The following is a 25,276-nucleotide window of genomic DNA, read 5'->3' as shown; positions in this document are numbered from 1 at the left end:
GCGGGATCAGTTGCTGGGATCCGGCAGCACACGCAGATGGCCGCGGCGTCCGGTGCGTGCGGTCGGCACGGACGAGGGCGTCACCGGAGTGAACTCGGCCGATCGGGGCGCTTGCGACACCGTGCCGCGGCCGGACAGGCCTGCCTCGCGAACGGCTTCGGCAAGGGCGGTCAGATCGTCCTCGTCGGGCGTGCTGGAGGAGAAGCCGCCTTCGTGACGGACCATCTCCCAACCCTTGGGTGCGGTGATTCGCGAACCGTGCTGATCGCACAGATCCCAGGAATGCGGCTCGGCCACGGTCGCGAGCGGTCCTACGACTGCGGTGGAGTCCGAGTAGACGTAGGTCAACGTCGCGACGGCCGGGTTCTTGCATCCCGGCCTGCAGCATCGACGCAGCGCCCTCACAGCTGTGACCTCTTCACAGAACCGACACTAGCCCCCTCCTGATCCGTCACCTACCCAGACACACCGGATACTGTGACTCTTCGTGGCACGACCGAATCGACGACCGCAGACTTCCCGCACCGTGACACGACGCGGTCGAGGTGTGCGCGGTCCGGTGCTGCCGAATTCGGTACCCGCGTGGCGTACTCGCGGTGAAAAGTTCGATCTGCTCGCGCTCGAAGCCTTCGCCCCGCTCGATGCCCGCTGGCACGAGCGACTGACGAAGCTCGATATCGCTGTCGACGAAGTCCCCAAGATTCGTCCGCTCGACCCGCAGTCGGTGACCTGGCCCGACGAGGTCGTCGCCGACGGGCCGGTACCGCTGTCCCGGCTCGTCCCCGCAGGCGTCGATCGTCGCGGTAGCGCGACCCGAGCAAGAGTTGTGTTGTTCCGTCGCCCCCTGGAACTACGTGCAAAACACCCCGAAGACTTGGTCGACTTGTTGCACGAGGTACTCGTGCAACAGATTGCGACCTATCTGGGAGTCGATCCGGACATCATCGACCCCGACCTCGCCGACGGCGGGCCTGACTAGCTATTTCTTCGCTAGCCGATGCCGCGCTTGAGGCGACGGCGTTCACGCTCGGACAAACCACCCCAGATACCGAACCGCTCGTCGTGGGCCAACGCGTACTCGAGGCACTCGTCCTTGACTTCACAGCCCAAGCAGATGCGCTTGGCTTCCCGAGTCGATCCGCCCTTTTCAGGAAAGAACGCCTCCGGGTCGGTCTGAGCGCACAACGCACGCTCCTGCCATTGATCTTCGATGTTTTCGAACAGCTCGTCGAAACCATCGACCACGAGACTCAACCGCGGACGCTCCGCGGACGCCTCGTCGTCGTCGCTGACGCCAAGAACTGCGCCTGCTTTGGAATCGGTCTGCGGTTCGTCAGCCACTGTGATCGAAGAAGTGTCGAACTTTTCCAACTCGCTGGGCATCGCTCCGCCTCCTCACCTGTGATAGCGCAGAATAGAAAAGGAAATGTCACGCCGATACGAACGGCTGTTCGAATCGGTATCCGCCGCAATCGAACTCGCGCCGCGGACCGTAAATGACATAAATGTGATTAGACACGCCGGAGCGGTGGATGGTCAAGCTGTCGACCGAATTCCATTACTATCTCGCGCCGCATTGGCCACGCATCGCCCAGGGTGCGCGCCCCGAACACCCACCGGCCTAGGCTTTGTCGACGTGACAGAGCGGACGCGAAAGCGCGCGAATGGAGAGGCGAAACCGGTGCGAGTGACGGTGTTGGTCGGCGGGGTCGGAGGCGCTCGATTCCTTCAGGGTGTGCGATCCCTTGTCAGTGAGAGCGACTCGATCACGGCGGTGGTCAACGTGGGCGACGACGTGTGGATGCACGGGTTACGCATCTGCCCCGACCTCGATACGTGCATGTACACGCTCGGCGACGGGATCGACACCGAACGCGGCTGGGGCCGCATCGCCGAAACTTGGCATACGAAGGAGGAATTGGCGGCGTACAACGCTGTTCCCGACTGGTTCGGCCTCGGCGATCGCGACATCGCCACCCACCTGATTCGCACGCAGATGCTGCGCACCGGCTACCCACTCTCGGCTGTCACCGATGCCCTGTGTAATCGCTGGCAGCCCGGTGTGCAGCTGCTACCCGCATCGGACGATCGCTGCGAAACCCACGTTGTCGTAACGGATCCCGAATCCGACGATCCGGACCAACAGCGCGCAATTCACTTTCAAGAGTGGTGGGTGCGCTACCGAGCGCAGGTTCCGACGCACAGTTTCGTCAACGTCGGCGCAGATCAGGCCAAGCCTGCTCCGGGGGTGCTGGACGCCATCGAGAACGCGGACGTCGTCCTCCTTGCGCCGTCGAATCCGGTGGTCAGCGTGGGTGCGATCCTCGCCGTGCCCGGCATCCGTGGCGCGCTGCGGACCACCGCGGCCAAGGTGATCGGGCTGTCCCCGGTGATCGGTGGAAAACCGTTGCGCGGCATGGCCGACGAATGCCTCGATGTGATCGGTGTCGAAACGTCCGCCGAGGCGATCGGGCGCTACTACGGCGCACGCTCCGACACGGGCATTCTCGATGGGTGGCTAATCCATTCCACCGACGAGGCCGACGTACCGGGGGTGGAGGTACGCAGCATTCCACTGCTGATGAGCGATCCCGCGACGACGGCCCAAATGGTCCGCACGGCATTGGAATTGGCCGGAGTGTCACTGTGAGCGAGGATCACGCCGCCGCGGACGGCCTCCAAATCCTCCCTGTCCGTGGGCTTCCCGAGTTCCGCCCCGGCGACGATCTGGCCGAGCACATCGCGCAGCAGGCCTCATGGCTGCGCGACGGCGACGTTCTCGTCGTCACCAGCAAGGTGGTGTCGAAGGTGGAGGGGCGAATCGTCGAGTCGCCCACCGACCCCGACGAACGCGACGCCGCACGCCGCGTGCTGGTCGATCAGGAAGCCGTGCGTGTGCTTGCTCGAAAAGGCCGGACGCTGATCACCGAAAATCGACTCGGCATCGTCCAGGCCGCGTCCGGAATCGATGGTTCCAACGTGCACCCTGCGGAGTTGGCATTGCTGCCCGAAGACCCCGACGCGAGTGCTGCAGCACTGCGTCGGGCGCTCGAACAGCGCCTGAAAGTGGACATTTCGGTTGTGATAACCGACACAATGGGGCGTGCGTGGCGGGTGGGACAAACCGATGCAGCAATCGGGTCGTCGGGGCTGTCGGTAGTCCATGCGTACGCGGGATCGCACGACGGACAAGGCAACGAGCTTCAGGTGACCGAGGTGGCGATCGCGGACGAATTGGCTGCCGCAGGCGACTTGGTCAAGGGCAAGCTGGGTGGCGTGCCGATCGCGGTGGTGCGCGGATTCGCGTCTCAGGACGACGGATCGACCGCACGGGATCTGGTTCGCGGCGGCATCGACGATCTTTTCTGGCTCGGCACCGCCGAGGCGATGGAACAGGGCCGAAACGAGGCATTGCTGCTTCGCCGGTCCGTCCGGCAATTCACTGGCGAACCGGTCGATCCGGAATTGATCCGCAGCTCCATCGCCGAAGCGCTCACCGCGCCCGCCCCGCACCACACTCGACCGGTGCGGTTCGTGTGGGTGCGCTCCCCCGAACGTCGAACGGCCTTGCTCGCCGCGATGCGCGAACAGTGGCGTTCGGATCTCGAGTCCGACGGCCTGAGCGCGGAACGGATCGAGCGTCGAATCGGCCGCGGCGACATTCTGGTCGGCGCACCCGAGGTCGTGATTCCGTTCTGCGTTCCCGACGGTGCGCACCACTATCCCGACGACAAACGCACCCAGGCCGAGAAAACCATGTTCACGGTCGCGGTCGGTGCGGCGGTGCAGGGACTACTGGTGGCACTCGCCACCAAGGGGGTCGGCAGCTGCTGGATCGGCTCGACGATCTTCGCGCCGGACGTCGTCCGAGCAGAACTCGGGCTCGAGGCGGACTGGTCGCCGTTGGGCGCAATCGCGATCGGGCACCCGACCGAACCGCTGACGCCGCGTGCGCCTCGTGATCCGGGCGACGGCGTGCTCGAACTGTGAGCGTCGAGTCGCTGCACGCGTCGGCTACGGACCTGCTGGAAGCGTGGCGGCCGACCGATGCCGGCGACGAATCACTGCGTCACACCATGCTGGCGTTCCTCGGATCCGCTCCGACCGGTTGTCTGCGTGCGCACGCGCCGGGGCACATCACCGCGTCGTCGCTAGTCCTCGACGCATCGGGACGCAATGTCCTGCTCACGCTGCATCCGCGCGTCGGCAAGTGGATTCAGCTGGGTGGGCATTGCGAGGAGTCCGACGACACCGTGATCGCCGCGGCGCTGCGCGAGGCAACAGAGGAATCGGGCATCGCAGACCTCACCATCGCACCGGGTCTGCTATCCGCGCACACCCACCCGATCACCTGCTCGCTCGGCGTACCGACCCGTCACCTCGATCTGCGCTTTCTGGTGCGCGCGGCAGACAACGCGCCGATCGTCCGCAGTTCGGAGTCGGTAGATCTGCAATGGTGGCCGGTAGATCAGCTACCGGCAGAGGCCGAAACAGAAACCATCGATCATCTGGTAGCCCAAGCCGCTCGCTGTCCCGCCTGAGTCGTCCGGCCTGAGTCAACGGCACATTCGTTCGATCTGACGCTACGAAAGGCACATTCACCCGGCGGAATCAGACGTCGGTGGAGAACCTGATCCCACCATCTGGGATATCGATGCCGGGCCACACTCGGGCGCCACGGAGTAGTTCGCAGCGTGCGCCGACATGGGCGCCATCGCCGATCACGCCGTCGCGCACCAACGCGCGGGGTCCGATGCGAGCGCCGAAGCCGATGATCGAGCGCTCGACGACGGCGCCCGCTTCCACGACGGCACCGTCGAACAGGATCGCGCCGTCCAGTCGTGCGCCTGCACCGACCTCGGCACCACGACCCACGACCGAACCGCCTATGATCAGCGCACCCGGAGCGACGCCCGCGCCGGGATGAATGAGCGATTCACCTCGCTGACCGGGCAGTGCGGGCGACGGGGCGATTCCGCGAACCAGGTCGGCGGAGCCGCGAACGAAATCCTCCGGCGTTCCCATGTCGCGCCAGTACGCCGAGTCGACATGGCCGTACATCCGAACGCCCTCGGTGAGCAGCGCCGGAAACACTTCACGCTCGACGGACACCGGTCGGCCGGTGGGAATCTTCTCGATGTACTCGCGCCGGAACACGTAGCAACCGGCGTTGATCTGATCGGTCGGCGGATCCTGCGTCTTCTCGAGGAAGGCTGTGACACGGCCGTCGGCATCGGTCGGCACACAGCCGTACGCGCGCGGATCGCCGACCCGCACCAGGTGCAGGGTCACATCGGCGTTGGTGGACTCGTGGGTGTCGAGGACGGCGCCCAGCTCGGTGCCGCCGAGCACGTCGCCGTTGAAAACCATGACGTTGTCCGCCCGCAGCTTCGGCAGAACGTTGCGGATGCCGCCACCGGTACCGAGGGCTTCGGTCTCGGTGACGTACTCGATCTCCAGGCCGAGGTCGGCGCCGTCGCCGAAGTGCTTCTCGAACACCTCGGCCTTGAACGAGGTACCGAGAACCACATGGTTGATGCCCGCCTCGGCGATGCGCGCCAGCAGGTGCGTGAGGAACGGAAGGCCGGCCGTCGGCAACATCGGCTTGGGTGCCGACAGCGTCAGCGGACGCAGCCTGGTGCCCTGGCCACCGACCAGAATGACAGCGTCTGTCTCGCTGCTACCTGCCATCGTGAGTCGTTCCCTTCGTCTGCGCGTCATCCCGTTCGGCCAGTGCCGATCGAACCGCAACCTTGGATCTTGCCGTAAGGCCCGCTTTCAAGGCGAGTCGAAGTGGCGCGTGCCACCAGCGCGGATGCCGATCCGCCTGGAATCTGTACGCACTCTGATGGTGCGCGGGCAGCATCAGTTCGGGATTCCGACCGGCTGCGTGCCCCTTCGTATGGGTCACTTCGGCGGTCGGGACGTAGATGTTGTGCCAACCCGCCTTGGTCAGCCGATCGCCCAGATCGACATCCTCCATGTACATGAAGTATCGCGAATCGAAGCCGTCGACGGAGTCGAACGCGGTACGACGCAACAACAGGCACGATCCGGACAACCATCCCACCGGCCGTTCGGTGCGCGCCTCGTCCTCCTGCCGGTACCGCAGGGTCCAGGGATTACGCGGCCACACCGTGCCGAGAATGGCGTGTCCGGCACCACCCAGAATGTCGGGCACCTCGCGCGCGGACGGGTACACACTGCCGTCGGGTTCGCGAACCATCGGACCCAACGAGCCTGCGCGGGGCCACCGCCGCGCTGCGGCCAACAGTTCGTCGACGGAACCGGGACTCCAGCGCACGTCGGGATTGGCGACGATCACGTATTCGATGCTCGTGTCGACTTCGGCCACCGCGCGGTTGATAGCGCCGCCATAGCCGATGTTGGCACCCGTTCGAAGCAGTCGAACATGATCGAACGCGGCGGCAGCGGCTTCGGGCGCTCCATCGGTCGACCCGTTGTCGGCCAGGATGACCTGCGGTTTCTCCGTCGTTGCGGTCGCCAACGACTCGATGAACTCCGACAGGTGGTCTCCGGGCGAATAGGTCACCGTCACTACGGCCAGCTGCGAACTCACGCCGGTCAGCGTAACCGTCCCGCTACCTCTGATTCGACGGCAGCTCAGCGAGCGCGCTCTCGAGCGCACTCCGCCATTCGCGTAGCGGTGCCAGCCCGGCGTCCACCCAGGCCTGCCCGGACAGCACCGAATAGGCCGGCCGTTTCGCAGGTCGAACGAACTGATCGCTGCTGCACGGACGGACCCGCTCGCCGTCGGCACCGACCCCGGTGAACACGGCTCGGGCCAGCTCGAACCAGCTGGTCTGGCCGCCGTTCGTCAGATGCAACAGTCGCGGAGCATCCGGACGACCCACCAGTTCCAGCAGTCCGTCCGCCAGGTCGGCGGCGTAGGTGGGTGATCCGATCTGGTCGTCGACGACGTCGACGGTGTCACGCTCGGTCTCGAGTCGGCACATCGTCGCGACAAAATCCGAGCCGATGCCTGTGTACACCCACGCGGTGCGAACGATCTGCGCCGTCGGCAGCTCCTCGTGCACCGCCAGCTCGCCCGCGAGCTTGGACCGGCCGTACACGGTTACCGGGGCCGGCGCCGCATCCGTCGCGTAGGGCGAATCGGCAGTGCCGTCGAACACATAATCCGTCGAAACGTGAATCAGCCGAGCGCCGACGCGGGCGCATGCCGATGCCAGATTTCGAGGCCCCGTCTCGTTGCCCGCGAAGGCGGCAGCCTGGTCCGTCTCGGCTTTGTCGACAGCCGTGTAGGCCGCGCAGTTGACAACGACGGAACCGCCTTCGACCAGCCGTTGCACCGCCGCCCGATCGGTGATGTCCAGATCGCTGGACGTCAGTCCCACCACGTCGAGGCCGGCATCGGTCCCCCGCGCAACGAGTTGGCTGCCGAGCTGTCCGCGGGCTCCGGTGATCACGATTTTTGGCACGCGACAAGTCTGGCACGCCGGGCCGCCGGTTGATCGGGAGCGTGGCAAACGGCAAGTAGCCTGAAAGCCGACCGAGTACGTCGAGCATTACAGAGGAGATTTGCGGGTGCCGGAGGAACGAGAGCGACGAGCGCGACGCTCGGCCGTCAAGCCTCCCGCCTCCAAGCACGCACGCATCGCGATCGCGGCAATGTCCGTTCTGGTCCTGGTCGTCACCGGATTTGCGTGGCAGGGCGTCGATTCGCTGCGGTCCAACCTGTCGATGGCCGCAGGCCTCGGCCTGGGTGGTGCAAAGGACGGTGCCATCGACATATTGATGGTCGGCACGGACAGTCGCACCGACGCGCACGGCAACCCGCTATCGGAGAGCGAACTCGCGTCGCTGCGTGCCGGTGACGAGGTTGCGTCCAACACCGACACCATCGTGCTCATTCGCATACCCAACGACGGCAGCTCGGCGACGGCCATTTCCATTCCCCGCGACTCTTACGTCGACGTTCCGGGCATCGGCATGTCCAAGATCAATGCTGCCTACGGTGCCACCAAGGAGACCGAGCGACTGAAGTTGGTGAACGAGGGTGAATCCGACGCCGATGCCGACGCCGATTCCACCAAAGCCGGTCGCCAAGCACTCATCAAGTCGGTTGCGGACCTCACCGGCGTCACGGTCGATCACTATGCAGAGGTCGGCCTGCTCGGATTCGTTCTGCTCACCAATGCCGTTGGCGGCGTTGACGTATGCCTCAACAACGCGGTCGACGAACCGATGTCCGGCGCGAACTTTCCCGCGGGCGAGCAGACCTTGCAAGGCTCGGACGCGCTGAGCTTCGTGCGCCAGCGCCACGAGCTACCACGCGGTGACCTCGACCGAATCGTGCGTCAACAGGTGTTCATGGCCTCCCTCGCCCGAAAGGTGCTCAGCGCCAAGACTTTGAGCAGCCCATCGAAGCTCAGCGAGCTGAGCACGGCGATCTCGCGTTCGGTGGTTCTCGATTCCGACTGGGACATCCTGAAATTCGCCGGCCAGCTGCAGGAACTCGCCGGTGGCGAAGTGAAGTTCGAGACGATCCCCGTGACAGACCTCAACGGCAACACCGACGACGGCGAGTCCGTGGTGACGGTCGATCCGGCGGCGGTGAAGAAGTACGTCGCCAGTCTGGCGGGCGAGGATGCCGACACCAGCTCCCAAACCACCACTGCCAAGCCGAAACCCACGGTGAATCCCTCGTCCGTCACCGTCGACGTTGCAAACGACAGCGGCATCGACGGTCTGGCAAGCAACGTCTCGCAGGCACTGACCACCGACGGTTACGGCACGGGCACGGTCGGAAACAACACCGGTAACTCGGTCGACAACAGTCAGGTGCTGGCGGCCAGCGCGGACGACGCGGGCGCCAAGGCCGTCGCGGACAAGCTCGGTGGCCTTCGGGTCGCTGCCGATTCCAGCGTGCCGAAGGGCACTGTTCGCGTGGTTCTGGCAGCCGACTACGCAGGCCCGGGCTCGGATTCGTACACCGGTCCCACCACGACGTCCGACTCGGAATCGACCGATCCCCAGTCGGATTCGTCGCAATCCTCCACGGCACCGACGCCGGTGCCGCCTGCTCCCCCCATCGACGCAGGCGAGGGTGGTCCCAAATGCGTGAACTGACGACAACGCTGACGGATGCACTGCTGCCGCCCATCCTGGAGCGAGATCCAGCACGCCCCCGGATCACGTACTACGACGACGCGACCGGCGCGCGGATCGAACTGTCCGCGCTCACGTTGGCGAATTGGGCGGCGAAGACCGCCAACATGATTCGCGACGAATTCGGCCTGACACCGGGTGCGCGGGTCGCCGTGCTGCTGCCCGCGCATTGGCAGACCGCCGCCGTGCTTCTCGGCGTGTGGTGGGCGGGCGCCGAGGTGGTTCTGGATGCGGACCCGGCTGCCGAACTGGCGTTCGTCACTCCCGACCGACTCGACGACAGCGCAGACATCCCCGAGGTGGCTGCCCTCTCCCTCGACGCCATGGGTCGCCCCGTGCCCGATCTGCCGATCGGTGTCACCGACTACGCAACCTCGGTGCGTGTGCACGGCGACCAGTTTCGCGCGTCCGGCGCGGGTGCTGCTCTGGCAGGCCGCTCGGTTCTCGACATCCTCGACGCCGCCGGATCATCGGCTGCGACACAGGGTTTCGGTATCGACGACCGGGTACTCTCCACCGCCGACTGGACTACCCCGACCGACGTGGTCGACGGCCTGATCGCCGTCTTCGCCGCAGGCGCATCACTGGTGCAGGTGGCCAACGCGGATCAGGCCGCGCTGGACCGCAAGGCGACGAGCGAAAAGGTCACCGTCCGCCGGACCTGATCTGCATCAAACCCGCGGATCCGACGACTTCGTGTAACCGCCGTCCACCAGACCGGCTTCGATCTCGAACTTGTTGCCCGCCTTCGGGTGTCGCCGTTCCTCGAGCAGGTAGCGAATCGCGAACGAGGCCCCGTACCGCGCCCACTGATCGGCGTGCACCGATTCGTGGCGAATGGTGCGCAGGGCCGTGTTGGTGTCGGTGAGGTATGCACCGCCGATAGTGGTGCCCGCACGACCGAATCCACCCCGCATACCGGAGCACACGTAGATCTCGTATCTGTCGTCGAATCCGATTCGCGCGCGCCACAACTTGGCGTAACCGAGCGCGATCACGGTGATCACAGCCGACTGGTTGCTCCCGCGCGACGCACGGCGCAACCGCGAACCACTGTCCTTTCGCGCACCGCGTGACATGGTCGCAAGATTACTCCAGCGCCGTACTCGAGCTCAGGCGATGACGAGCGTCGTCTCCACCGGTGTCGGCGCCTTCGTCAGGTCCAGCACGGGGCAGTGCGCATCAACGGCGTCCTGTAGTTCGCGGTAGCGCTCGGGTGATTCGGGGCCCCGCACCGCGACCTCGACGCGGACGGCGGTGAATCCAGGCCGTACGTCGTCGTCGAGTCCGAAGAATCCACGCACATCCAGATCGCCCTCGGCATCGATCGCGATGTCGTCGAAGGTGATGCCGAGCCGCTCCGACCAGAACCGGTAGGTGACCACCTGGCACGAGATCAGCGCCGCCAGATAGAACTCCACCGGATTGGGCGCTGTGTTCTCGCCACCGAGCGCCTGCGGCTCGTCGACGTGCACGGTGTAGCCGCCGAGCGCGATCGCGCTGCCGACGGCATACTCCGGCGTCCCGGACGCGCGGAACACCACGTGAGCGTTGGCGACGTTGTCCGCGACGGCCGCGGTGGTGGCGTCGATGATGGAACCGAGGTGTGTTGCCGAGGCTGTGGTCATTTGCGCAGCGTATGGCCGGTTCCGCGCGTTTTGCACGAGTAAGGATCGCGCTGAATCGATCTCAGGACGGTCGCGGATTGCTGCGTGATAACGGAATTGGAGTTTGCGACGACTAACATGCTGTAAAACGCGTTCCCCTCCCAACTGAGAGATCGCCACAGTGGAAGATCGAAGAGAGCCGAGACCCGACACACCCCTCGGGTACTTGCAGCGTCTGCCTGCATCGATTCTGCTCGACCGGCTGCCCGTCCCGATTCTGGCCGTGCACCTCGACGGCACGATCGTGCACGCGAATCCGGCGTTCGAGGACATGCTGGGATTCGAGCAGAACGCCGTAGTCGGGCGCGAGACCGCGGATGTTCTCGCGGCCATTCTCGCGGACGACACCACTGCGATCGAATATCTGCGCGGCGCTGCGGGGGACATCATCTCGCTCGTCGCCGAGGACGGCTCGACGGTACGCGCAGTCGTCAGCGAGTCCGTCTTCACGCGCAAGGACGATCCGGTGGCGCTCGTCTGCTTCCACGACGTCACCGAGCAGCTGTGGGATGCGAAGCGCATCTCCACCACGCCGTCCTACCGCGGTCGAGACGCGTAGGACGGATCCTTACGCCTGGGCGCGCATCGGAATGCACGCGGCAAGCGCAACAGCGAGTACGGCAGCGCCGATCGAGATCATGAACGCCACCGAGAAGCCGTGCTGCGACGGGAGTACGTGTTCGCCGAGCGAGATCGTCAGATGGGCCAGCACCACACTCATCACGGCCGATGACGTGGATGTGCCGATCGACCGCATCAACGAGTTCAGTCCGTTGGCCGCTGCGGTCTCGCTCAGTGGCACCGCGCCCATGATCAGGGCAGGCATCGCCGCGTAGGCGAGCCCGATTCCGCCGGCGATGATCATCGACGCGATGACGATCTCCCACACGCTGTTCATCAGGACCAGTGCGGCCAGGTAGCCGACACCGATCACGCCCGATCCGAGCATCAGCGTCACCTTCGGCCCGCGGGTCGCCGAGATCCGCGCGGACACGGGTGACAGCAACATCATCACGAAACCGCCTGGCGCAAGGGCGAGTCCGGCTTCGATCATCGAGAGCCCGAAACCGTACCCGGTCGCCCTCGGAGCCATCAACAGCTGCGGCAGCGTCAACGACATGCCGTACAAGGCGAAGCCGACGGCGATCGATGCGACGTTGGTGAATAGCACGCGCGGGCGCGAGGAGACCCGCAGATCGACGAGCGGGCTGGTGGTGCGCAGTTCGTATGCGCCCCAGACGAGGAAAACAATCAGCGACGCTGCGAACAGGCTCAGTGTGGTTGAACTGCCCCACCCCCAGTCGCCGCCCTTGGTGATCGCGAGCAGCAGCGATGTGAGCGCAAGTGTGAGACCCACCGCGCCGACGAAGTCGAATCGGGCGGGAGTCCGCACCGGCGATTCGGGTATCAATGCGAAAACCAGTGCGGCACAGACTGCTCCGAGCCCAGCAGATACCCAGAACAACACGTGCCAGTCGGCGACCTGGGCGATCGCCGCGGAGAACGGCAGACCGATGGCGCCACCGATACCCAGCGTGGCGCTCATGATGGCCATCGCGGAGCCGACACGCTCGGACGGCAGTTCGTCGCGCATGATGCTGATGCCCAACGGGATCGCACCCATGGCAGCGCCTTGCAGCGCGCGGCCGATCACGACGGGAATCAGCGACGAGAACAGCGCGCACACAATCGACCCGACGATCAGCGCAAGCAGACTGATGAAGAGAACCCGCCGCTTGCCGAACATGTCGCCGAGCCTGCCGCTGATCGGCGTCACGACGGCACCCGCGAGCAGCGTGGCGGTGATGACCCACGAAGCGTTCGCCGCCGAGGTGTTCAGAAATTGCGGAAGCGAGGGAATGAGGGGAACGACGAGTGTCTGCATCAGCGAGACCACAACGCCGCACGAGCCGAGGACCGCGATCAGCACAGCTGGGGTCGGGACACGGGATCGCTCGTCGGTCGGCACATCCGTCATGGGTGAAACCGATGGAATCGCCACTGTAATTCTCCAATTTCCTACTATCAGCAGCGTCCATCGACGCTGATGTGTACGGTACATACGATATGTACTATGCACAACTAATGTCCGAAGTGAGGTCCGCCATCACCGCACATGAGCGCCTCGAGTACGAGCTGACCTTGTTTTCTCGGCACTATCTGGCCGCCGCCCAGCACCGCCCCGCACAGGTGCTCGACAGGTCGGCGTATCTGATTCTGAGCCGGTTGGAGCTCGACATCGCGTTGAGCTTCAAGGAGATCGCCGAAGCATTCCGTCTCGACGTATCCACCGTCAACCGCCAGGTGGGGTCGATGCTCAAGCACGGCTTGGTCGAGCGAGTCGTCGACCCGAAGGGCGGCGTGGCCCGCAAGGTGCAGGCCACCGAGGCCGGCTTGGCCGCCCTACGCGCCGATCGCGAGCAGAGCAGGCAGGGCGTCGCCAAGGTGGTCGCCGAGTGGGACGATCACGAAGTCGAGCAGATGCACGCTCTGATCACCAAGTTCAATCGGTCGATCGAAGCCCTGGAGAACAACCGGTGGCCCCGCCCTAGTCAGGCGACCTGAGCGCCGAGGCTCCGCATGGCTCGATGCTGCATCAACCGCACGCGAGCGTCGGGTAGGCCGAGCGCTGCCGCGGTCTCCCCCACCGACAACCCTTCGATCACACGCAGAATCAGCACGGTTCGTTCGCTGTGCGCCAACGCATTCAGTGCATCACCCGTCGTCGGCTGAGCATCTCGCATCGTTCGATCGGCGACGGCATAGACGAATTCGCGGAACGGCCGCGACGCCTCGACGCGTCCGTAACGCAGGGGTATCTGCACGCCGGCCAGGCGTGCGAGTCCGTCGGCGAATTCCCAACCACCGGACCGTGATCCCGCCCGCGCACGGCAGTATCGGACCAGCATCGGCCAGATCTCCTCGAACAACTCCTCAGCGCGACGCCGGTCGCCTGCTGCAGCCGCGGCCGCCGCCGAATGCAGCTCCCGTTCCCCCATCCCCATACCTGCAATTGTCCGTTTTCCGGACGCGCACGTACATAGGGGAAGCCCCCCATACTTACTGGGGCAAACTACGCCGTTCGGATGACGCGACCCCTAGGACGCCGTGTTGATCGGACCCGGCGTCCACATGCCGGACCGCTGCACGGTGACCTTGTTCACCTGGGCGGGAACAGCATCCGAATTGCGCGGCTCGTAGCGTTCGATCTCGCCCCAGTCGCGGGACAGGTCGTCCTTCAGATACGACGGAATGGTCTTGGCATCGAGCAGGATGTCGATCCAGCCGAGCGGTCCGCCGCCGTAGTGGTCCTGCCACTTGTTGGTGGTGATGGCGCCGATGCGGTCGGGCAAGATGCGGTACTCGGGCACCTCTGCGACGCCCTCGTGGCTGTCGAACGGACGCTGACACGGGAACTGCAGTCCCACAGCCCAATCCACCATCACTGGAGTCTTGGTGCCGACCACATCCTGCAGCGTCCTGGTCTGCGGAACGCGCGGCGGTGTCACCGCTATCCATTGATCAGGGTTGGCGTTCTGATCGGATACCACCAGTCGGACGACGTCGGAGCTTGCCGGGATCTGATCCATCGGAACGCGCAGGTTGCGCCAGGACGGTGCGGGACCGATGTCGATGGGAGTCACACGACCCTTGGGCGCCACCGAACCGTCAGGGTTCTTGGTTCCGTACTCGACTTGCAGAACCGGTCCGTCGGTGACGATTCCGTCGTGATCCACGGACCGTACGCGTCCCGCGACCGCGATCGAGATCAGGTCACCGCGCGCGCCACCGGACGCGCCGGGCAGCCCGTACCAACCACTTGTCAGCGATGCCGCGGACTGCTCCCCCGACTGGTAGCTACCCAGCACCGGCGTCGTCTGCGGCGACAGGCCGAACGGCAACGCCACGTTGCTGCCGTTGATGCCGACTTGTCCTGCGCCGCCGCCGGTTCCGGCCGAACTGGTGGTGGTGCTCTTCTGATCTCCGGTGTCCACCGAGTTGGCCGTGCCGCTCGCGGCAGATGTTTCCTCGTCTGCTGTCAGGTCGCCAGCCACACCGTCCGGCGTGAAGCCGCTGCTCGTGCCTGCGAGAGCCGCGCTTGCATCGCCGGTGAGCGGTTGCAGCATCGACTTGTTCGGGTCCGTTTCCAGCTGGACGTACGGCGCCAGACCACAGGCGTTGCCTGCGAGGGCATCGAAGTTGGACTTCGCCAGTGAGAACGACGGGTATTGGGCAACAGCGCCTTTCGCCATCGACAGCACTTCCAACAGCACCATTCCCGCTGCCGCGATGGTGAGCGGCGGCAGCGCCCACCACCTGCTCTTCGGGAACGTGGGGCCACCGGTGTACGGCTCCCGCAAATGGAACCAAACGGCGACAGCGAGCATCAGCATCGTCAGCCCGAGGAAGATGGTCGACGCACCCAGCCCGGCGATCATGATCGGCTTGTCCCAGAACGGAACTCCCCAACTGGTCACGTACCACCAGCCGTTGGAACTGGTGAAGCACATGGCAAGCAAGAACAGAATCGCGGCAGCGAACAACGCGCGATTGCGCCGCGAACGCAATGCCACCGCACTCACCGCCACCGCTGTCACAACTGCCAGCGAGCCGGCGAGGCCGGCGTAGATACCGAAGTGATGTGTCCACTTGGTCGGCGTGAACATCATCAACACCATTGCGCCGATGGTGATTCCGATGATGCGACGAGCGGGACCGGACGCGATTCCGGGGATCTTGCCGTTGCGGCGGAGCATCACGACGATGCACACCGCCAGGCTCAGGATCATCACGAACACACCGAAGCGACGCGACAGCGATCCGTCCGGCGAGATGTTCAGCAGGTACTGGTAGCGCAGGTATTCCTCGAACCACGGCACGCTGGGCCCCGCGATCACGTGGACCCGGTTCATCTCGCGCACCACGGCAAGGGTCTGGTCGGCGAACGCAGGCACCAGAATCACGGTGCCCGCCGCGATGACCGGCAGCAGCTGTGACAGGTAGCCCAGCTTCTTACCGCGCGCCACCCAGATCTGCACGATCGGACGAAGCCCGGCGAGCAGCGCGGCGAAACAGATGATTCCGGACGGCCCGCAGGTCACAGTGAAGCCGGCGATCAAGATGGCGATCGCAGCGGGTAGCAGGCGTCGGGTCGCGATCGCACGCTCCACCGAGCACCAGGTGAGCAGCACACCGAGAGCGACCGCGGGTTCGGGGCGCAGCCCGTTGTTGTACGGCAACCAGAAGGCAAGGAAGACAAGGGCGCCGGTCCAAATCGCCACCCGGTTCTCGCGAATGCGCGCACCGAGTCGCGGAACCACTTCCCTGCTGATCACCAGCCACGCGACGATTCCGCAGGCGAGTGCGATCAGTCGGACGAACGGACTCGCGGTCGTGATACGCGAGAGCACACCGAACGCGTCGTAGTACGGCGTGCCGACGGGCGACTCCGGAACTCCCCAGTAGCGGAAGTAGTTGCCCATGTAGCCGGACTGGTGCGCCGCCTTGGCCATGCCGTACTGATAGCCGTCGTCGGCAGTGGTGGCGCCGATGAAGTGCCACAGGATCAGGGTGCCGATCACGACAACGTCGACGCGGCCGAGCGCCCACCACTTGTTGGGCAAGAACCGGCGCGATCGGCGACCGTCGCTGTTGTCGAGCAGATGCAGCGCAATGAACGACAGCACGGTCATGATCGACCCGATGATCATCGCGAGCAACTTCAGCGTCGTCGGCGTGCTCGAAAAGCGCGAGTCGAGTTCTGAGCGCACCTGCAGGCCGGCTGGCGGCGCACCCTTGATATCGCTGAAGATGCCCACGACCTGCGGGCGCAGGTCACCTTCGAAGACGGTCGCCGGAGTGCCGGAACCGGTCAGTTCGACGGACGATCGCGTCGGGTTGGAATCGATGACGACCGAGCAGTTGGGCGGCAATGCGTCGACCGACTGTGCCAGGAGCGTGCGTTCGCGTTGCACGACCTCCAGCCGAGCGCCACCGGGCGACGACGCCGCGGTGACCTTGGCGACCAGACCGTACTTCTCTGCATTCGGTGCGCCTTGCGGGGATGTCGACATCAGGATGCCGCCGTTCGCACCGGCCAGATCGCCTACCGCCGAGCATGGAATAGTCGCGTCGAACGTCACCGGCGAGTACGAGACGAGCGGTACGTCGATCGCGCGGGTGCTGCCGCCTTGCGGCCATGTAATGCTCGACTGTTGCTGATCGACCGGAAGCAGCGGAGTCGCAATGGTCAGCAGGATCCCGAGAACGGCTGTGACAACCGCGGCGATGCGATAAGTGCGTCGCCGCGAGGGAGATTCCTGACTGTTCGGATCGGTCGTCGGACCTTTACCAGCCGGCGGAACCGTCCGTACATCGCTGTCAACCACGTCTCGGGATGCTAGCGGACCGACCTGAGAATCCTTCGCGTCGGCAATCATGCCCCCGATTTCGGGGCCATGCGCAATGCCTGTGCCACGTCGGTCAGCGCGCCTCGAAGCAGCTGCTCGTACCGATCGATATCGGGAAGAACCACCTGACCAGCGGTGATGGATACGGTCACGGTGTCGCCGATCCCATGCACGCCGTGCGTGAGCCCCATCACCGAAGACAGGGCGGGAAATCCGGCCGTGAATTGCACCGACCCTCCGGCGAGTCGCAAGTCGGCTGCACCGCGGAACACACTGGACACGACGGTGTTGCCACTCACGGTCGGCGGAACCTGGTCGAGTGGATATCCGGCAATTTCGGCACGCAGCATCGGCGCCGGCAACGCGCGAGTCACCTTGCCCTGGGCGGTAGCTGCCGGATGGCGGGCGCGAAGTCGGCGTTGCTCGAGGGCGTCCGAAATCAGGTGCGCACGGGTCAGAAGGTTGGATTCGTCGGGAAACAGGTCGACTCCGACGTTGCGGAAGTTGTTGCGTGCGCCGGTGTCGGAGTCCATGGCAACGGTGACTTCGGCGCCGAGTCGACCTGAGGAGCTAAGAAACGCGGCGAGCGCCGACGAGATCGCGGTCAACACAGAAACGGTCACCGTGATTCCAGGGGCGCGCAGGTCCGTCGACGAGCAGATGATCATGCGAACCCGCGCGGGCCCTGGATCGGCATTGAGGGGCGCGAGTTCGAGGCCAGGGTTCTCCGGAGGCAGCTCTCCCGCATCGACGAGACGGGCCAGTTCGCGCTGTGCACTGTAGGCACCGATACCGCGAACCAACGTGTGACCGGTACGGATCGGCAGCCGGACGGCCCCCAGCGCGGCGGCGATGGCGGCAGGTGGTGCGGCGGGACGGCGACCCGACATCGGCGCAGGCTCGTCGGACCCGAACAGCGCCCTGGCGATCGCCGACGCGCGTCGCCCATCGGCAAGGGCGTGCGATATCTGCAGAACGGCGACCACAGCGGCACCGTTGCAACCAGGAGCGCCCACCACGTCGCAGAAGATGTGCAGCCGCCACGGACTCACGCTGGTGTCGAGCGGGTCGCCGAACAGGTCGGCGACGGCGGCGGTGAGACCCGTCCACGTCGAATCGGCCAACTCGTGTTCGACGACTTGGTCGGGGCCGGGATCGTGCGGCGCCCAATACGGAAAGTCGAGATTGCCGGGCACGGTCGACACCCGAATACCCAGGTCGTCGATTCGTCGAGCTCGACCGATCACGAATTGTTCGAGTTCGGCGGCCGATTCGGTGGCATTTGCAAATGCGAACAAAAGGAACTGATCACTCGGAACCCGCTCGGAAAGCCACAGCATCTGTGCGTCACGTGGGGCCATCCGCGGCGCAAACGGGCTTGCCCGGAACGTGAAGTAAGCCACGATTCGCACTGTAGTCCACCAGTGGTTATTCCCGTCTTGCGCTGACGAGCGAGCCATGTCACCCGCATCGCAAATAGTGAGTTAACCAACAGTTGAACGGATTCGACCACGACGCCGCAGCTGTTACATGATCATCTTTGGAGCTTTGAGAATACGAAATTCGCAGGGCTGAGCAGACCGTCTCCATGGAAAAGAACAGGACGCACCCAGCGATGCCCGATTTCGAATATCACCCCGACGAGCAGCCCGCCCCACTCGGTAACCGCGTTGAATTGATCGTTGCTATCGGCAAATACTTGGGCGACATCGAAAACGATGTCCGCTTCGTGGGTGAACCGAAGGATGTCGGTTGGCACGAGATGCATGGCGCCCTCGCCGCCCTTGCACAATCGGACGAGATCAGCATCGCGGGCCTCGCGTTGATCGCCGCAGAGTTGGGCGTACTGACAGGAGCAAACCAGGAAGCCGATTCACTGGGTTGATCAGAACTGGGTTGATCAGAACTGGGTCCGCCGGGCCTCCTGCTCGAGGACGTCGTCGAGATCGCGAAGCCTGTTCATCGACGACACCTGCCGGGCCGTCCGGTTGTTGGCGGCCAGGCGCGCGCGATGCCGATGAACGAAGGCCCAGTACCCGGCAGTGAACGGGCACGCATCCTCGTCGAGCCGCTTCTTCGGGTTGTAGGAGCAGTCGCCGCAGTAGTCGGTCATACGATGGAGGTACGCACCACCGGATGCATACGGTTTCGTCGCGATCAGCCCACCATCGGCATGCTGACTCATCCCGATCACGTTCACCGGCATCACCCAGGCAAAGCCATCGACAAATACCGTGGCGAACCAATCGGTCAGCGCCGCGGGGTCGTATCCGCGTTGCAAGGCGTGGTTTCCGAGGATCATCAGTCGCGGAATGTGATGCACCCAGCCGTGCTCGTGCAGATCGCGCAACGTCTGCGACAGGCAGGCCGCGTCGACGTGGTCGGAATCCAGATCGGTGAACCAGTCGGGAAGCGTTGTGTGCGCGTCCAATTGGTTGTTGTCTCGATAGTCGGGACCGAGGTGCCAGTACAGGTGCCACACGTATTCCCGCCATCCGATCACCTGCCGGATGAAGCCTTCGACAGCGGCCAACGACGCGCCGTCGCGATGTGCCTGTTCGGCGGCGTAGACCACATCCAGCGGGTGCAGAACGCCGAGGTTCAGCGGAACCGACAGCAACGAGTGCGCCATGGTCCAGTCGTCGGCGAGCACGGCATCTTCGTACGGGCCGAAGGTATCGAGCCGGTGTTCGATGAAGTGCGCCAAGGCTTTCGCGGCCTCGTCGGCTGTCACGGCAAATCGGCGTGGCCCGTCGGCACCGACGGTGTCGAGGTTCATCTCGTCGATATCGTGCCGAACCTGGCGATCGATGTCGTCCTCGTCGGGCCACCACGGCGGCTCGATACCCAAGGTCGATTGTCCCTTGGGTGGCGGTTCCCGATTCTCGGCGTCCAGATTCCATTGGCCACCGACGGGCTGTTCGCCGTCCATCAGAATTTCGAATCTGCGGCGTTGCTCGCGGTAGAAGGTCTCCATGCGGAACTGGTTGCGCCCCTTGGCCCAATCGGTGAAATCGGCACGAGACAGCGCGAACATCGGAGTCGGCAACACGTCCTCGACCAGCCCCTCGTCGTGCAGCTTCGCCACGAATGCCGCGGCAGCATGTGAGGTGGGCTCGAAGACCAGAACAGGTCGACCGAACTCCGCGAGAGCCTCCCGATAGGTGTCGGCGCGCAGGTAGGTGGCTCGATCGCCGAGATCCTCGGCAAGGTGGCGCATCCCGGACAGGACCAGCTGCACTTTCTGCCGGTGAAACCGCCGTCTGCGAAACACCGCTGCCGATTCGACGATCAGCACGTCGCGACCGCTGTGTTCAGCGGTCGAATGAAAGTGCGGGCCCAACTGGTCGCCGAAGAGCCACAATGCCGTCGTCGTCACTTTTCATCCATACCCATCTTGCGGTGCCATCAAAACGAACTTGTTCGTAACGAACATGTTCGTTACACTCGAATCATGCCCGCCGCACCCCGAAGCCGCAGAGAACGTCCGGCCAAACCAGCGTTGACGAGATCCGGCATCATCGATTCGGCGATCGAGATCATGCGCGCCGAGGGCCTGGATCGAGTGACGATGCGCCGTCTCGCGCAAGCGTTGGATACCGGTCCGGCATCGCTGTACGTATATGTCAGCAACACGGCCGAGCTGCACGCGGCAGTCCTGGACGAGTTGCTCGGCTCCATCGACCTGAAACCGGTTGACGGCGAGGGTGATTGGTCCGCCCGACTGATCGAGGTTCTCACGTCGTACACGGCCGTGCTGTTCGACTATCCGGGCCTTGCGCAGTCTGCACTGGTGGCGCGACCGTCGGGCGACAACTATCTGGACCTGCTGGAGGCATTGCTCGCCTTGCTTCACCAGGGCGGGATCGCGCCGGAGCGCGCCGCGTGGGCTGTCGACCTGCTACTGCAGTTCGGCACCGCTACGGCGGCCGAGCATGCGTCGGCCACCACCGACTTCGACGCACTTCGGACAGCGATCCGCGAACAGGACCGTCCGCGGATCGTTGCGGTCAGATCCGAATTGCTGTCCGGCACCGGCCAGGAGCGGTTGGCCTGGGGATTTCGCGTCTTGATCAACGGGACGCTGCACACACCACGAAAGTGACTACTCCCGAAAGGGGTTCCGACATGTCGACACATCAAGCCATCACGATCATCGGCGCAGGACTCGGCGGGCTCACGCTGGCGCGAGTACTGCACGTCAATGGAATCGGCTCTGCCGTATACGACTTGGACGCATCGCCCACCGCGCGCTATCAAGGCGGGATGTTGGACATGCACGAGGATTCCGGCCAAGCGGCGATCCGGGCCGCCGGACTGTACGACGAGTTTCACGCACAGATCCATCCTGGCGGCGAAGCCATGCGTATCCTCGACAAGAACGCCACCCTCCTCGTGTCCGACGACGGCAAGGACGGCGAGCGCCCTGAGATCAACCGAAGTACGTTGCGCGACATACTTCTTGGCGCGATACCTGCAGAGACCATTCGCTGGGGATCGAAGGTCACCGCGGTTCGCACGCTCGGCGACGGCAGGCACGAGGTGACCCTTGCCGATGGCGAGGCATTCACGACCGATCTGCTGATCGGCGCCGACGGCGCGTGGTCCAAGGTGCGCCCGCTGGTCTCCGACGCGGTGCCGATCTATTCGGGACTGTCGTTCGTCGAGTCCACTCTTCTCGATGTCGATACCAAACATCCACAGAGCGCGGAGGTCGTCGGCGGGGGCATGCTGTTCGCGCTGGGCGAGGGAAAGGGCTTTCTCGCGCACAACGATCACGGCGCACTGCACATCTACACAGCACTCGTCGTGCCTGCGGATTGGTCGATCGACGACGAGATCGATTTCCGCGATACGGTCGCCGCGAAAGCCGCTGTCCTGGAGCACTTCTCCGGATGGGACCCCAGCCTGCAAGCATTGCTCGGGGACGCGGACGGCGAGCTGGTCCCCCGCCCCATCCATGCGCTACCAGTCGGCCACCGCTGGGAACGGACTCCGGGAGTCACGCTGCTGGGCGACGCGGCGCACGTGATGTCGCCGTTTGCCGGCGAGGGCGCGAACCTCGCCATGCTCGACGGCGCGGAGCTCGGTGCCTCGATAGCGCGACATCGCGACGATGTCGAAACCGCACTCGCCGAGTACGAGGCGTCGCTGTTTCCACGCAGTGAAGCTGCGGCGGCAGAATCGGCGGCAAGCCTCGAGATCTGCTTCCGTGCCGATGCGCCGCAGGGGCTGATCGACATGATGGCGGAGTTCGTGAACGACTAGCGAGCCCGGTTGAGCACAGCCTCTGACAATCGCCCTGTGCCCTCTTCGGGGATCCAATGACTGACGCCGTCGAGTTGCACCACTTCGTAAGGGCCGCTGACATATTCGCCGCATTTCGCGGCTGCGGCACTGCTGACGGCAAGGTCGCCCGTGCTCCACACGTACGTGGTCGGGACCTCGATCGACCCGAGGTTCGCGAAGTCCTTGGTCATTGCGCGGTACCAGGACAGCGCCGCAGTCAGCGCACCCGGCTCGGTGAGCAAGCGAACATGCGGCTCGACGTACGAGGCATCGATGGTGGCACCGAACATGGTGCGGAGCCTGCGGGCGTCGTCGGCCAAGAGCACGTCCTCCGCCTTGCCGACCTGGCGGAACAGCGTGAAGTATCCCGATCGCTCCTTCTGATCCGGGTCGTTCACCAATGCCCACCCGAAGGCAGCGGGATGCGGAATCGACACAGCGGTCAGGGTGCGAACCCGCTCGGGATGTCGGCCCGCGACGAACCACGCGACGATCGCACCCCAGTCGTGGCCGACCAGATGCGCGCTCGGCAGATCGAGTGCATCGAGAAGCCCGATGATGTCCGCGGTCAGGTGCTCGATCTCGTAAGCGGCGACATCGGTAGGTCGTGCGCCGGGCGAGTAGCCGCGCTGGTTGGGCGCGACAACCCGGAAGCCGGCCTCGATCAACGAGTCCGTCAGCGGTCCCCACGCCTCCTTCGATTCCGGAAAGCCGTGTAGAAGGACGATGGTTTCGGCATCGACCGGTCCGCTGATGTCGACGTCGAACACGTACTCGCCGACGGTGATCGCTTGGTTCGTGGTCATGGCTCCACCCTAGGAGTACAGGGTGTCGCATTGATGGCTGGCTTTCATACAAGCGCTGTCGGCATGAGTAGTACTCGCCAACCATCGGGATCTTCGAAGGCAACGCCGCCGTTGGCGGCCCAGTAGGGATTGTCGAGTTCGACGGGATCGTGGCCCGCGGCAGTCATCCTCTCCGCCGCCGTGCTCATGGCGGATTCATCGGGGAAGTAGAGCACCACAACGTTTTCGGAAGTGGGCGCAGGGCAGGGAGTTCCGTCCACGTGCGAGGTGAACTCGAGATGCACATCGGTACCGGGCAGACCGAGCATGACGCCGTCCCACCCCGCGTGGTCGACGAAGTCGCCGATGCGCAGCAATCCCAGATCGGTTTCGTAGAAGCCAATCACGGCGTCGAGTCGATCCGTGGGTCGCGATATTCGGATCTGGGCGACGTCGAATCCGTTGGGCCAGGGTTGCCGGTTCATACGTCGACTGTGCAACCTCGAGCACCGTTGATGTCAAGCGTGGTCGGTGTTTCTTGCCGGGAGCATGAGCGAAAGGACGACGACGATCACGCCGATGACGGCGCCCGCGACGAACGCCCATTGCAAGCCGCCGAGGAATGCTGCGTCCGATGTCGATCCGGCTGCGGCGAGGTGGCTGGACCTGTTCTCCATGATCACGACGAGTGCTGCGGTACCGACTGCACCTGCGACCTGCTGCAAGGTTCCGAGCAATGAACTGCCGTGCGAGTAGAGCTCCGGCGGCAGGGCGCTGAGACCGAGGGTGAATACCGGAGTGAAGATGGCGGCCAGACTCACCATCAGGATCACGTGGATCGTCAATATCAGCGCGTATGGGGTGTCCGCCTGGATTCGGCTCAACGCCGCGAGTGCGGCAACCATGACGATCGCACCCGGAATGACAAGTGGCCGTGCGCCGTTGCGGTCGTAGATCCGGCCGACACGCGGACCCAGCAAGCCCATCGCGATTCCACCCGGCATGACCAGCAGGCCGGTCTGCACAGCCGACAGGCCCCGCAGATCTTGCAGGTACAAGGGCAGCAGGATCATGGAACCGAGGAACGCCATGAACGCGACGGCCATGAGCGCGAGTGTGACGGCGTAGTTCCGGTGCGTGAGCGTCCGGAGATCCATCAGCGGAGTTCCCGTGCGCTGCAGGCGGAGCTGATACATCACGAAGGCGGCGACCAGCACCACGCCGATGCCGATGATCGCGCTCAGCTGCCCACCGCTCCGCGCACCGATCTCGCTGAGGCCGTATACCAATGCGGCGAAGCCGAATCCGGCCAGAGAGACGCTGACCCAGGAGACCGGATCGGACTTCGTCTCACCGACGTTGGTCAGATGGCGCAACCCGAACAGCGTCACCGCAATCGCGACCGGGAGCACGAACGCGAAGATCAAACGCCAGGATCCAAGTTGCAGAATGAGACCCGAGATCGCGGGGCCAAGGGCCGGTGCCACCGATATGGCGAGCGTGACGTTCCCCATGACCCGGCCGCGATCGCGTTCCGGCACAACCTGCATCAAGGTCGTCATCAACAGCGGCATCATCACAGCTGTGCCGCCTGCCTGAATCCCGCGGCCTACCAACAGCACACCGAACGTCGGGGCGAGCCCGGCCAGTGTTGTGCCGATACCGAACACCACCATCGCCACCGTGTACGCGGTGCGCGTCGTAACGCGCTGCAGGAACCAACCGGTGATCGGAATCACCGCGGCCATCGTGAGCATGAAGACCGACGACAACCATTGCGCCGTGCGAGCGGTGACCTCGAAGTCGACCATCAGCCGCGGCATCGCGTTGATCATGATCGTCTCGTTGAGGATCACCACGAATGTCGCGGCGACCAACAGTTTGATGACGGTCGGCGTCTTTCCGCTGGTCTCGCCTGTTTCGGCAAACTTGTCGGCATCGGTAGCGACAGTCATGACAACTCCGTGAATCTTCT

Annotated in this window: 26 protein-coding genes; 11 read left to right on the top strand and 15 right to left on the bottom strand. The window is 64.6% G+C overall.

Translation table 11 applies throughout. From position 1 onward, the window contains the following. Positions 1–6: 6 nt before the first annotated feature. A complete protein-coding gene (locus FOY51_RS05175; protein WP_149429131.1) occupies positions 7–405 on the bottom strand; it encodes a DUF3499 domain-containing protein in 399 nt (132 codons plus the stop codon). An 82-nt stretch (positions 406–487) separates the two neighbouring features. On the opposite strand from FOY51_RS05175, the gene FOY51_RS05170 reads away from it, so the two are divergent. Continuing rightward, positions 488–979 carry a metallopeptidase family protein gene (locus FOY51_RS05170; protein ID WP_149429130.1) on the top strand — a complete coding sequence of 164 codons (492 nt, stop codon included), beginning with the start codon at positions 488–490 and terminating at the stop codon, positions 977–979. An 11-nt stretch (positions 980–990) separates the two neighbouring features. On the opposite strand, the gene FOY51_RS05165 is transcribed toward FOY51_RS05170, so the two are convergent. Continuing rightward, positions 991–1,254 carry a WhiB family transcriptional regulator gene (locus FOY51_RS05165; protein ID WP_187776221.1) on the bottom strand — a complete coding sequence of 88 codons (264 nt, stop codon included), beginning with the start codon at positions 1,252–1,254 and terminating at the stop codon, positions 991–993. Positions 1,255–1,681: 427 nt separating this feature from the next. Here FOY51_RS05165 and cofD point away from each other — a divergent pair, with 427 nt between their 5' ends. From cofD to FOY51_RS05150, 3 genes are read left to right on the top strand one after another with little or no spacing between them, the layout of a single operon-like run. Next, positions 1,682–2,650 carry a 2-phospho-L-lactate transferase gene (gene cofD / locus FOY51_RS05160; RefSeq protein WP_187776219.1) on the top strand — a complete coding sequence of 323 codons (969 nt, stop codon included), beginning with the start codon at positions 1,682–1,684 and terminating at the stop codon, positions 2,648–2,650. Continuing rightward, positions 2,647–3,990 carry a coenzyme F420-0:L-glutamate ligase gene (locus FOY51_RS05155; RefSeq protein WP_235916123.1) on the top strand — a complete coding sequence of 448 codons (1,344 nt, stop codon included), beginning with the start codon at positions 2,647–2,649 and terminating at the stop codon, positions 3,988–3,990. The genes cofD and FOY51_RS05155 overlap by 4 nt, the downstream gene beginning before the upstream one ends. Further along, positions 3,987–4,541 carry an NUDIX hydrolase gene (locus FOY51_RS05150; protein WP_149429126.1) on the top strand — a complete coding sequence of 185 codons (555 nt, stop codon included), beginning with the start codon at positions 3,987–3,989 and terminating at the stop codon, positions 4,539–4,541. Before FOY51_RS05155 ends, FOY51_RS05150 begins: the two co-directional genes overlap by 4 nt. Before the next feature lie 70 nt (positions 4,542–4,611). Here the strand turns inward: FOY51_RS05150 and manB are convergent, their stop codons facing one another. The 3 genes from manB to rfbD are packed head-to-tail and all read right to left on the bottom strand — an operon-like array spanning position 4,612 to position 7,460. Then, complete coding sequence (gene manB / locus FOY51_RS05145) at positions 4,612–5,691, bottom strand: mannose-1-phosphate guanylyltransferase (RefSeq protein ID WP_149429125.1); 1,080 nt, start codon at positions 5,689–5,691, stop codon at positions 4,612–4,614. After that, positions 5,681–6,580 carry a glycosyltransferase family 2 protein gene (locus FOY51_RS05140; protein ID WP_149429124.1) on the bottom strand — a complete coding sequence of 300 codons (900 nt, stop codon included), beginning with the start codon at positions 6,578–6,580 and terminating at the stop codon, positions 5,681–5,683. The genes manB and FOY51_RS05140 overlap by 11 nt, the downstream gene beginning before the upstream one ends. Before the next feature lie 22 nt (positions 6,581–6,602). Next, positions 6,603–7,460, bottom strand: coding sequence for a dTDP-4-dehydrorhamnose reductase (gene rfbD, locus FOY51_RS05135; protein ID WP_149429123.1), 858 nt, complete (start codon positions 7,458–7,460; stop codon positions 6,603–6,605). A 190-nt stretch (positions 7,461–7,650) separates the two neighbouring features. Here rfbD and FOY51_RS05130 point away from each other — a divergent pair, with 190 nt between their 5' ends. Together FOY51_RS05130 and FOY51_RS05125 are read left to right on the top strand one after the other, a co-directional pair. Continuing rightward, the gene (locus FOY51_RS05130; RefSeq protein WP_149429502.1) at positions 7,651–9,111 is read left to right on the top strand and encodes an LCP family protein; all 1,461 of its coding nucleotides are present in this window, start codon (positions 7,651–7,653) and stop codon (positions 9,109–9,111) included. Beyond that, complete coding sequence (locus FOY51_RS05125) at positions 9,099–9,815, top strand: TIGR03089 family protein (protein ID WP_149429122.1); 717 nt, start codon at positions 9,099–9,101, stop codon at positions 9,813–9,815. Before FOY51_RS05130 ends, FOY51_RS05125 begins: the two co-directional genes overlap by 13 nt. Positions 9,816–9,821: 6 nt before the next feature. Here FOY51_RS05125 and FOY51_RS05120 read toward each other — a convergent pair whose 3' ends face one another. Then, positions 9,822–10,229: a hypothetical protein gene (locus FOY51_RS05120; RefSeq protein ID WP_149429121.1), complete on the bottom strand. Its 408-nt coding sequence runs from the start codon at positions 10,227–10,229 to the stop codon at positions 9,822–9,824. Between the two features lie 33 nt (positions 10,230–10,262). Then, positions 10,263–10,778, bottom strand: coding sequence for an OsmC family protein (locus tag FOY51_RS05115; protein ID WP_149429120.1), 516 nt, complete (start codon positions 10,776–10,778; stop codon positions 10,263–10,265). Between the two features lie 160 nt (positions 10,779–10,938). Here FOY51_RS05115 and FOY51_RS05110 point away from each other — a divergent pair, with 160 nt between their 5' ends. Continuing rightward, positions 10,939–11,376, top strand: a complete 438-nt coding sequence (locus tag FOY51_RS05110) for a PAS domain S-box protein (RefSeq protein ID WP_149429119.1) — start codon at positions 10,939–10,941, stop codon at positions 11,374–11,376. A 9-nt stretch (positions 11,377–11,385) separates the two neighbouring features. Here the strand turns inward: FOY51_RS05110 and FOY51_RS05105 are convergent, their stop codons facing one another. Then, the gene (locus FOY51_RS05105) at positions 11,386–12,795 is read right to left on the bottom strand and encodes an MFS transporter (RefSeq protein WP_149429118.1); all 1,410 of its coding nucleotides are present in this window, start codon (positions 12,793–12,795) and stop codon (positions 11,386–11,388) included. A 107-nt stretch (positions 12,796–12,902) separates the two neighbouring features. Here FOY51_RS05105 and FOY51_RS05100 point away from each other — a divergent pair, with 107 nt between their 5' ends. Then, positions 12,903–13,382: a MarR family winged helix-turn-helix transcriptional regulator gene (locus FOY51_RS05100; RefSeq protein WP_149429117.1), complete on the top strand. Its 480-nt coding sequence runs from the start codon at positions 12,903–12,905 to the stop codon at positions 13,380–13,382. Here FOY51_RS05100 and FOY51_RS05095 read toward each other — a convergent pair. From FOY51_RS05095 to FOY51_RS05085, 3 genes are all read right to left on the bottom strand, one after another. Next, complete coding sequence (locus FOY51_RS05095) at positions 13,370–13,816, bottom strand: sigma factor-like helix-turn-helix DNA-binding protein (protein ID WP_187776184.1); 447 nt, start codon at positions 13,814–13,816, stop codon at positions 13,370–13,372. The two genes, FOY51_RS05100 and FOY51_RS05095, sit on opposite strands and share 13 nt — an antisense overlap. Before the next feature lie 99 nt (positions 13,817–13,915). After that, entirely contained in the window at positions 13,916–17,206 is a 3,291-nt protein-coding gene (locus tag FOY51_RS05090; RefSeq protein ID WP_371830405.1) for an arabinosyltransferase domain-containing protein, read from the bottom strand. 47 nt (positions 17,207–17,253) lie between these two features. Next, positions 17,254–18,588: a wax ester/triacylglycerol synthase domain-containing protein gene (locus FOY51_RS05085; RefSeq protein WP_187776218.1), complete on the bottom strand. Its 1,335-nt coding sequence runs from the start codon at positions 18,586–18,588 to the stop codon at positions 17,254–17,256. A 254-nt stretch (positions 18,589–18,842) separates the two neighbouring features. Between FOY51_RS05085 and FOY51_RS05080 the strand changes: the two genes are divergently transcribed. Further along, positions 18,843–19,112, top strand: a complete 270-nt coding sequence (locus FOY51_RS05080; protein ID WP_149429114.1) for a hypothetical protein — start codon at positions 18,843–18,845, stop codon at positions 19,110–19,112. Between the two features lie 15 nt (positions 19,113–19,127). On the opposite strand, the gene FOY51_RS05075 is transcribed toward FOY51_RS05080, so the two are convergent. Next, the gene (locus FOY51_RS05075; protein ID WP_149429113.1) at positions 19,128–20,606 is read right to left on the bottom strand and encodes a cryptochrome/photolyase family protein; all 1,479 of its coding nucleotides are present in this window, start codon (positions 20,604–20,606) and stop codon (positions 19,128–19,130) included. A 75-nt stretch (positions 20,607–20,681) separates the two neighbouring features. Between FOY51_RS05075 and FOY51_RS05070 the strand changes: the two genes are divergently transcribed. Beyond that, positions 20,682–21,332 (top strand): TetR/AcrR family transcriptional regulator, encoded by a 651-nt coding sequence (locus tag FOY51_RS05070; RefSeq protein ID WP_149429112.1) that lies wholly within the window; start codon positions 20,682–20,684, stop codon positions 21,330–21,332. A gap of 23 nt (positions 21,333–21,355) precedes the next feature. Beyond that, positions 21,356–22,495, top strand: a complete 1,140-nt coding sequence (locus FOY51_RS05065; protein WP_149429111.1) for an FAD-dependent oxidoreductase — start codon at positions 21,356–21,358, stop codon at positions 22,493–22,495. On the opposite strand, the gene FOY51_RS05060 is transcribed toward FOY51_RS05065, so the two are convergent. Genes FOY51_RS05060 through FOY51_RS05050 form a run of 3 tightly spaced genes read right to left on the bottom strand, consistent with a single transcriptional unit; the run spans position 22,492 to position 25,256 of the window. After that, positions 22,492–23,322 (bottom strand): alpha/beta fold hydrolase, encoded by an 831-nt coding sequence (locus tag FOY51_RS05060; RefSeq protein WP_149429110.1) that lies wholly within the window; start codon positions 23,320–23,322, stop codon positions 22,492–22,494. The genes FOY51_RS05065 and FOY51_RS05060 overlap by 4 nt on opposite strands. Before the next feature lie 44 nt (positions 23,323–23,366). Next, positions 23,367–23,786, bottom strand: coding sequence for a VOC family protein (locus FOY51_RS05055; RefSeq protein WP_149429109.1), 420 nt, complete (start codon positions 23,784–23,786; stop codon positions 23,367–23,369). A 33-nt stretch (positions 23,787–23,819) separates the two neighbouring features. After that, entirely contained in the window at positions 23,820–25,256 is a 1,437-nt protein-coding gene (locus FOY51_RS05050; RefSeq protein WP_149429108.1) for an MDR family MFS transporter, read from the bottom strand. Positions 25,257–25,276 lie beyond the last annotated feature (20 nt).

This window comes from Antrihabitans cavernicola, assembly GCF_008297975.1.
Taxonomy (GTDB): domain Bacteria; phylum Actinomycetota; class Actinomycetes; order Mycobacteriales; family Mycobacteriaceae; genus Antrihabitans; species Antrihabitans cavernicola.
Note: the sequence above shows the minus strand (reverse complement) of the source record. Positions and strands in the feature narration are given on the sequence as shown.

Bases quoted from the DNA above. Each gene is read 5' to 3' on its own strand.
- manB (WP_149429125.1), bottom strand. From the start codon at position 5,691: ATGGCAGGTAGCAGCGAGACAGACGCTGTCATTCTGGTCGGTGGCCAG.
- FOY51_RS05130 (WP_149429502.1), top strand. From the start codon at position 7,651: ATGTCCGTTCTGGTCCTGGTCGTCACCGGATTTGCGTGGCAGGGCGTC.
- FOY51_RS05125 (WP_149429122.1), top strand. From the start codon at position 9,099: ATGCGTGAACTGACGACAACGCTGACGGATGCACTGCTGCCGCCCATC.
- FOY51_RS05120 (WP_149429121.1), bottom strand. From the start codon at position 10,229: ATGTCACGCGGTGCGCGAAAGGACAGTGGTTCGCGGTTGCGCCGTGCG.
- FOY51_RS05115 (WP_149429120.1), bottom strand. From the start codon at position 10,778: ATGACCACAGCCTCGGCAACACACCTCGGTTCCATCATCGACGCCACC.
- FOY51_RS05105 (WP_149429118.1), bottom strand. From the start codon at position 12,795: ATGACGGATGTGCCGACCGACGAGCGATCCCGTGTCCCGACCCCAGCT.
- FOY51_RS05100 (WP_149429117.1), top strand. From the start codon at position 12,903: ATGTCCGAAGTGAGGTCCGCCATCACCGCACATGAGCGCCTCGAGTAC.
- FOY51_RS05095 (WP_187776184.1), bottom strand. From the start codon at position 13,816: ATGGGGGAACGGGAGCTGCATTCGGCGGCGGCCGCGGCTGCAGCAGGC.
- FOY51_RS05085 (WP_187776218.1), bottom strand. From the start codon at position 18,588: ATGGCCCCACGTGACGCACAGATGCTGTGGCTTTCCGAGCGGGTTCCG.
- FOY51_RS05080 (WP_149429114.1), top strand. From the start codon at position 18,843: ATGCCCGATTTCGAATATCACCCCGACGAGCAGCCCGCCCCACTCGGT.
- FOY51_RS05070 (WP_149429112.1), top strand. From the start codon at position 20,682: ATGCCCGCCGCACCCCGAAGCCGCAGAGAACGTCCGGCCAAACCAGCG.
- FOY51_RS05065 (WP_149429111.1), top strand. From the start codon at position 21,356: ATGTCGACACATCAAGCCATCACGATCATCGGCGCAGGACTCGGCGGG.
- FOY51_RS05060 (WP_149429110.1), bottom strand. From the start codon at position 23,322: ATGACCACGAACCAAGCGATCACCGTCGGCGAGTACGTGTTCGACGTC.
- FOY51_RS05055 (WP_149429109.1), bottom strand. From the start codon at position 23,786: ATGAACCGGCAACCCTGGCCCAACGGATTCGACGTCGCCCAGATCCGA.
- FOY51_RS05050 (WP_149429108.1), bottom strand. From the start codon at position 25,256: ATGACTGTCGCTACCGATGCCGACAAGTTTGCCGAAACAGGCGAGACC.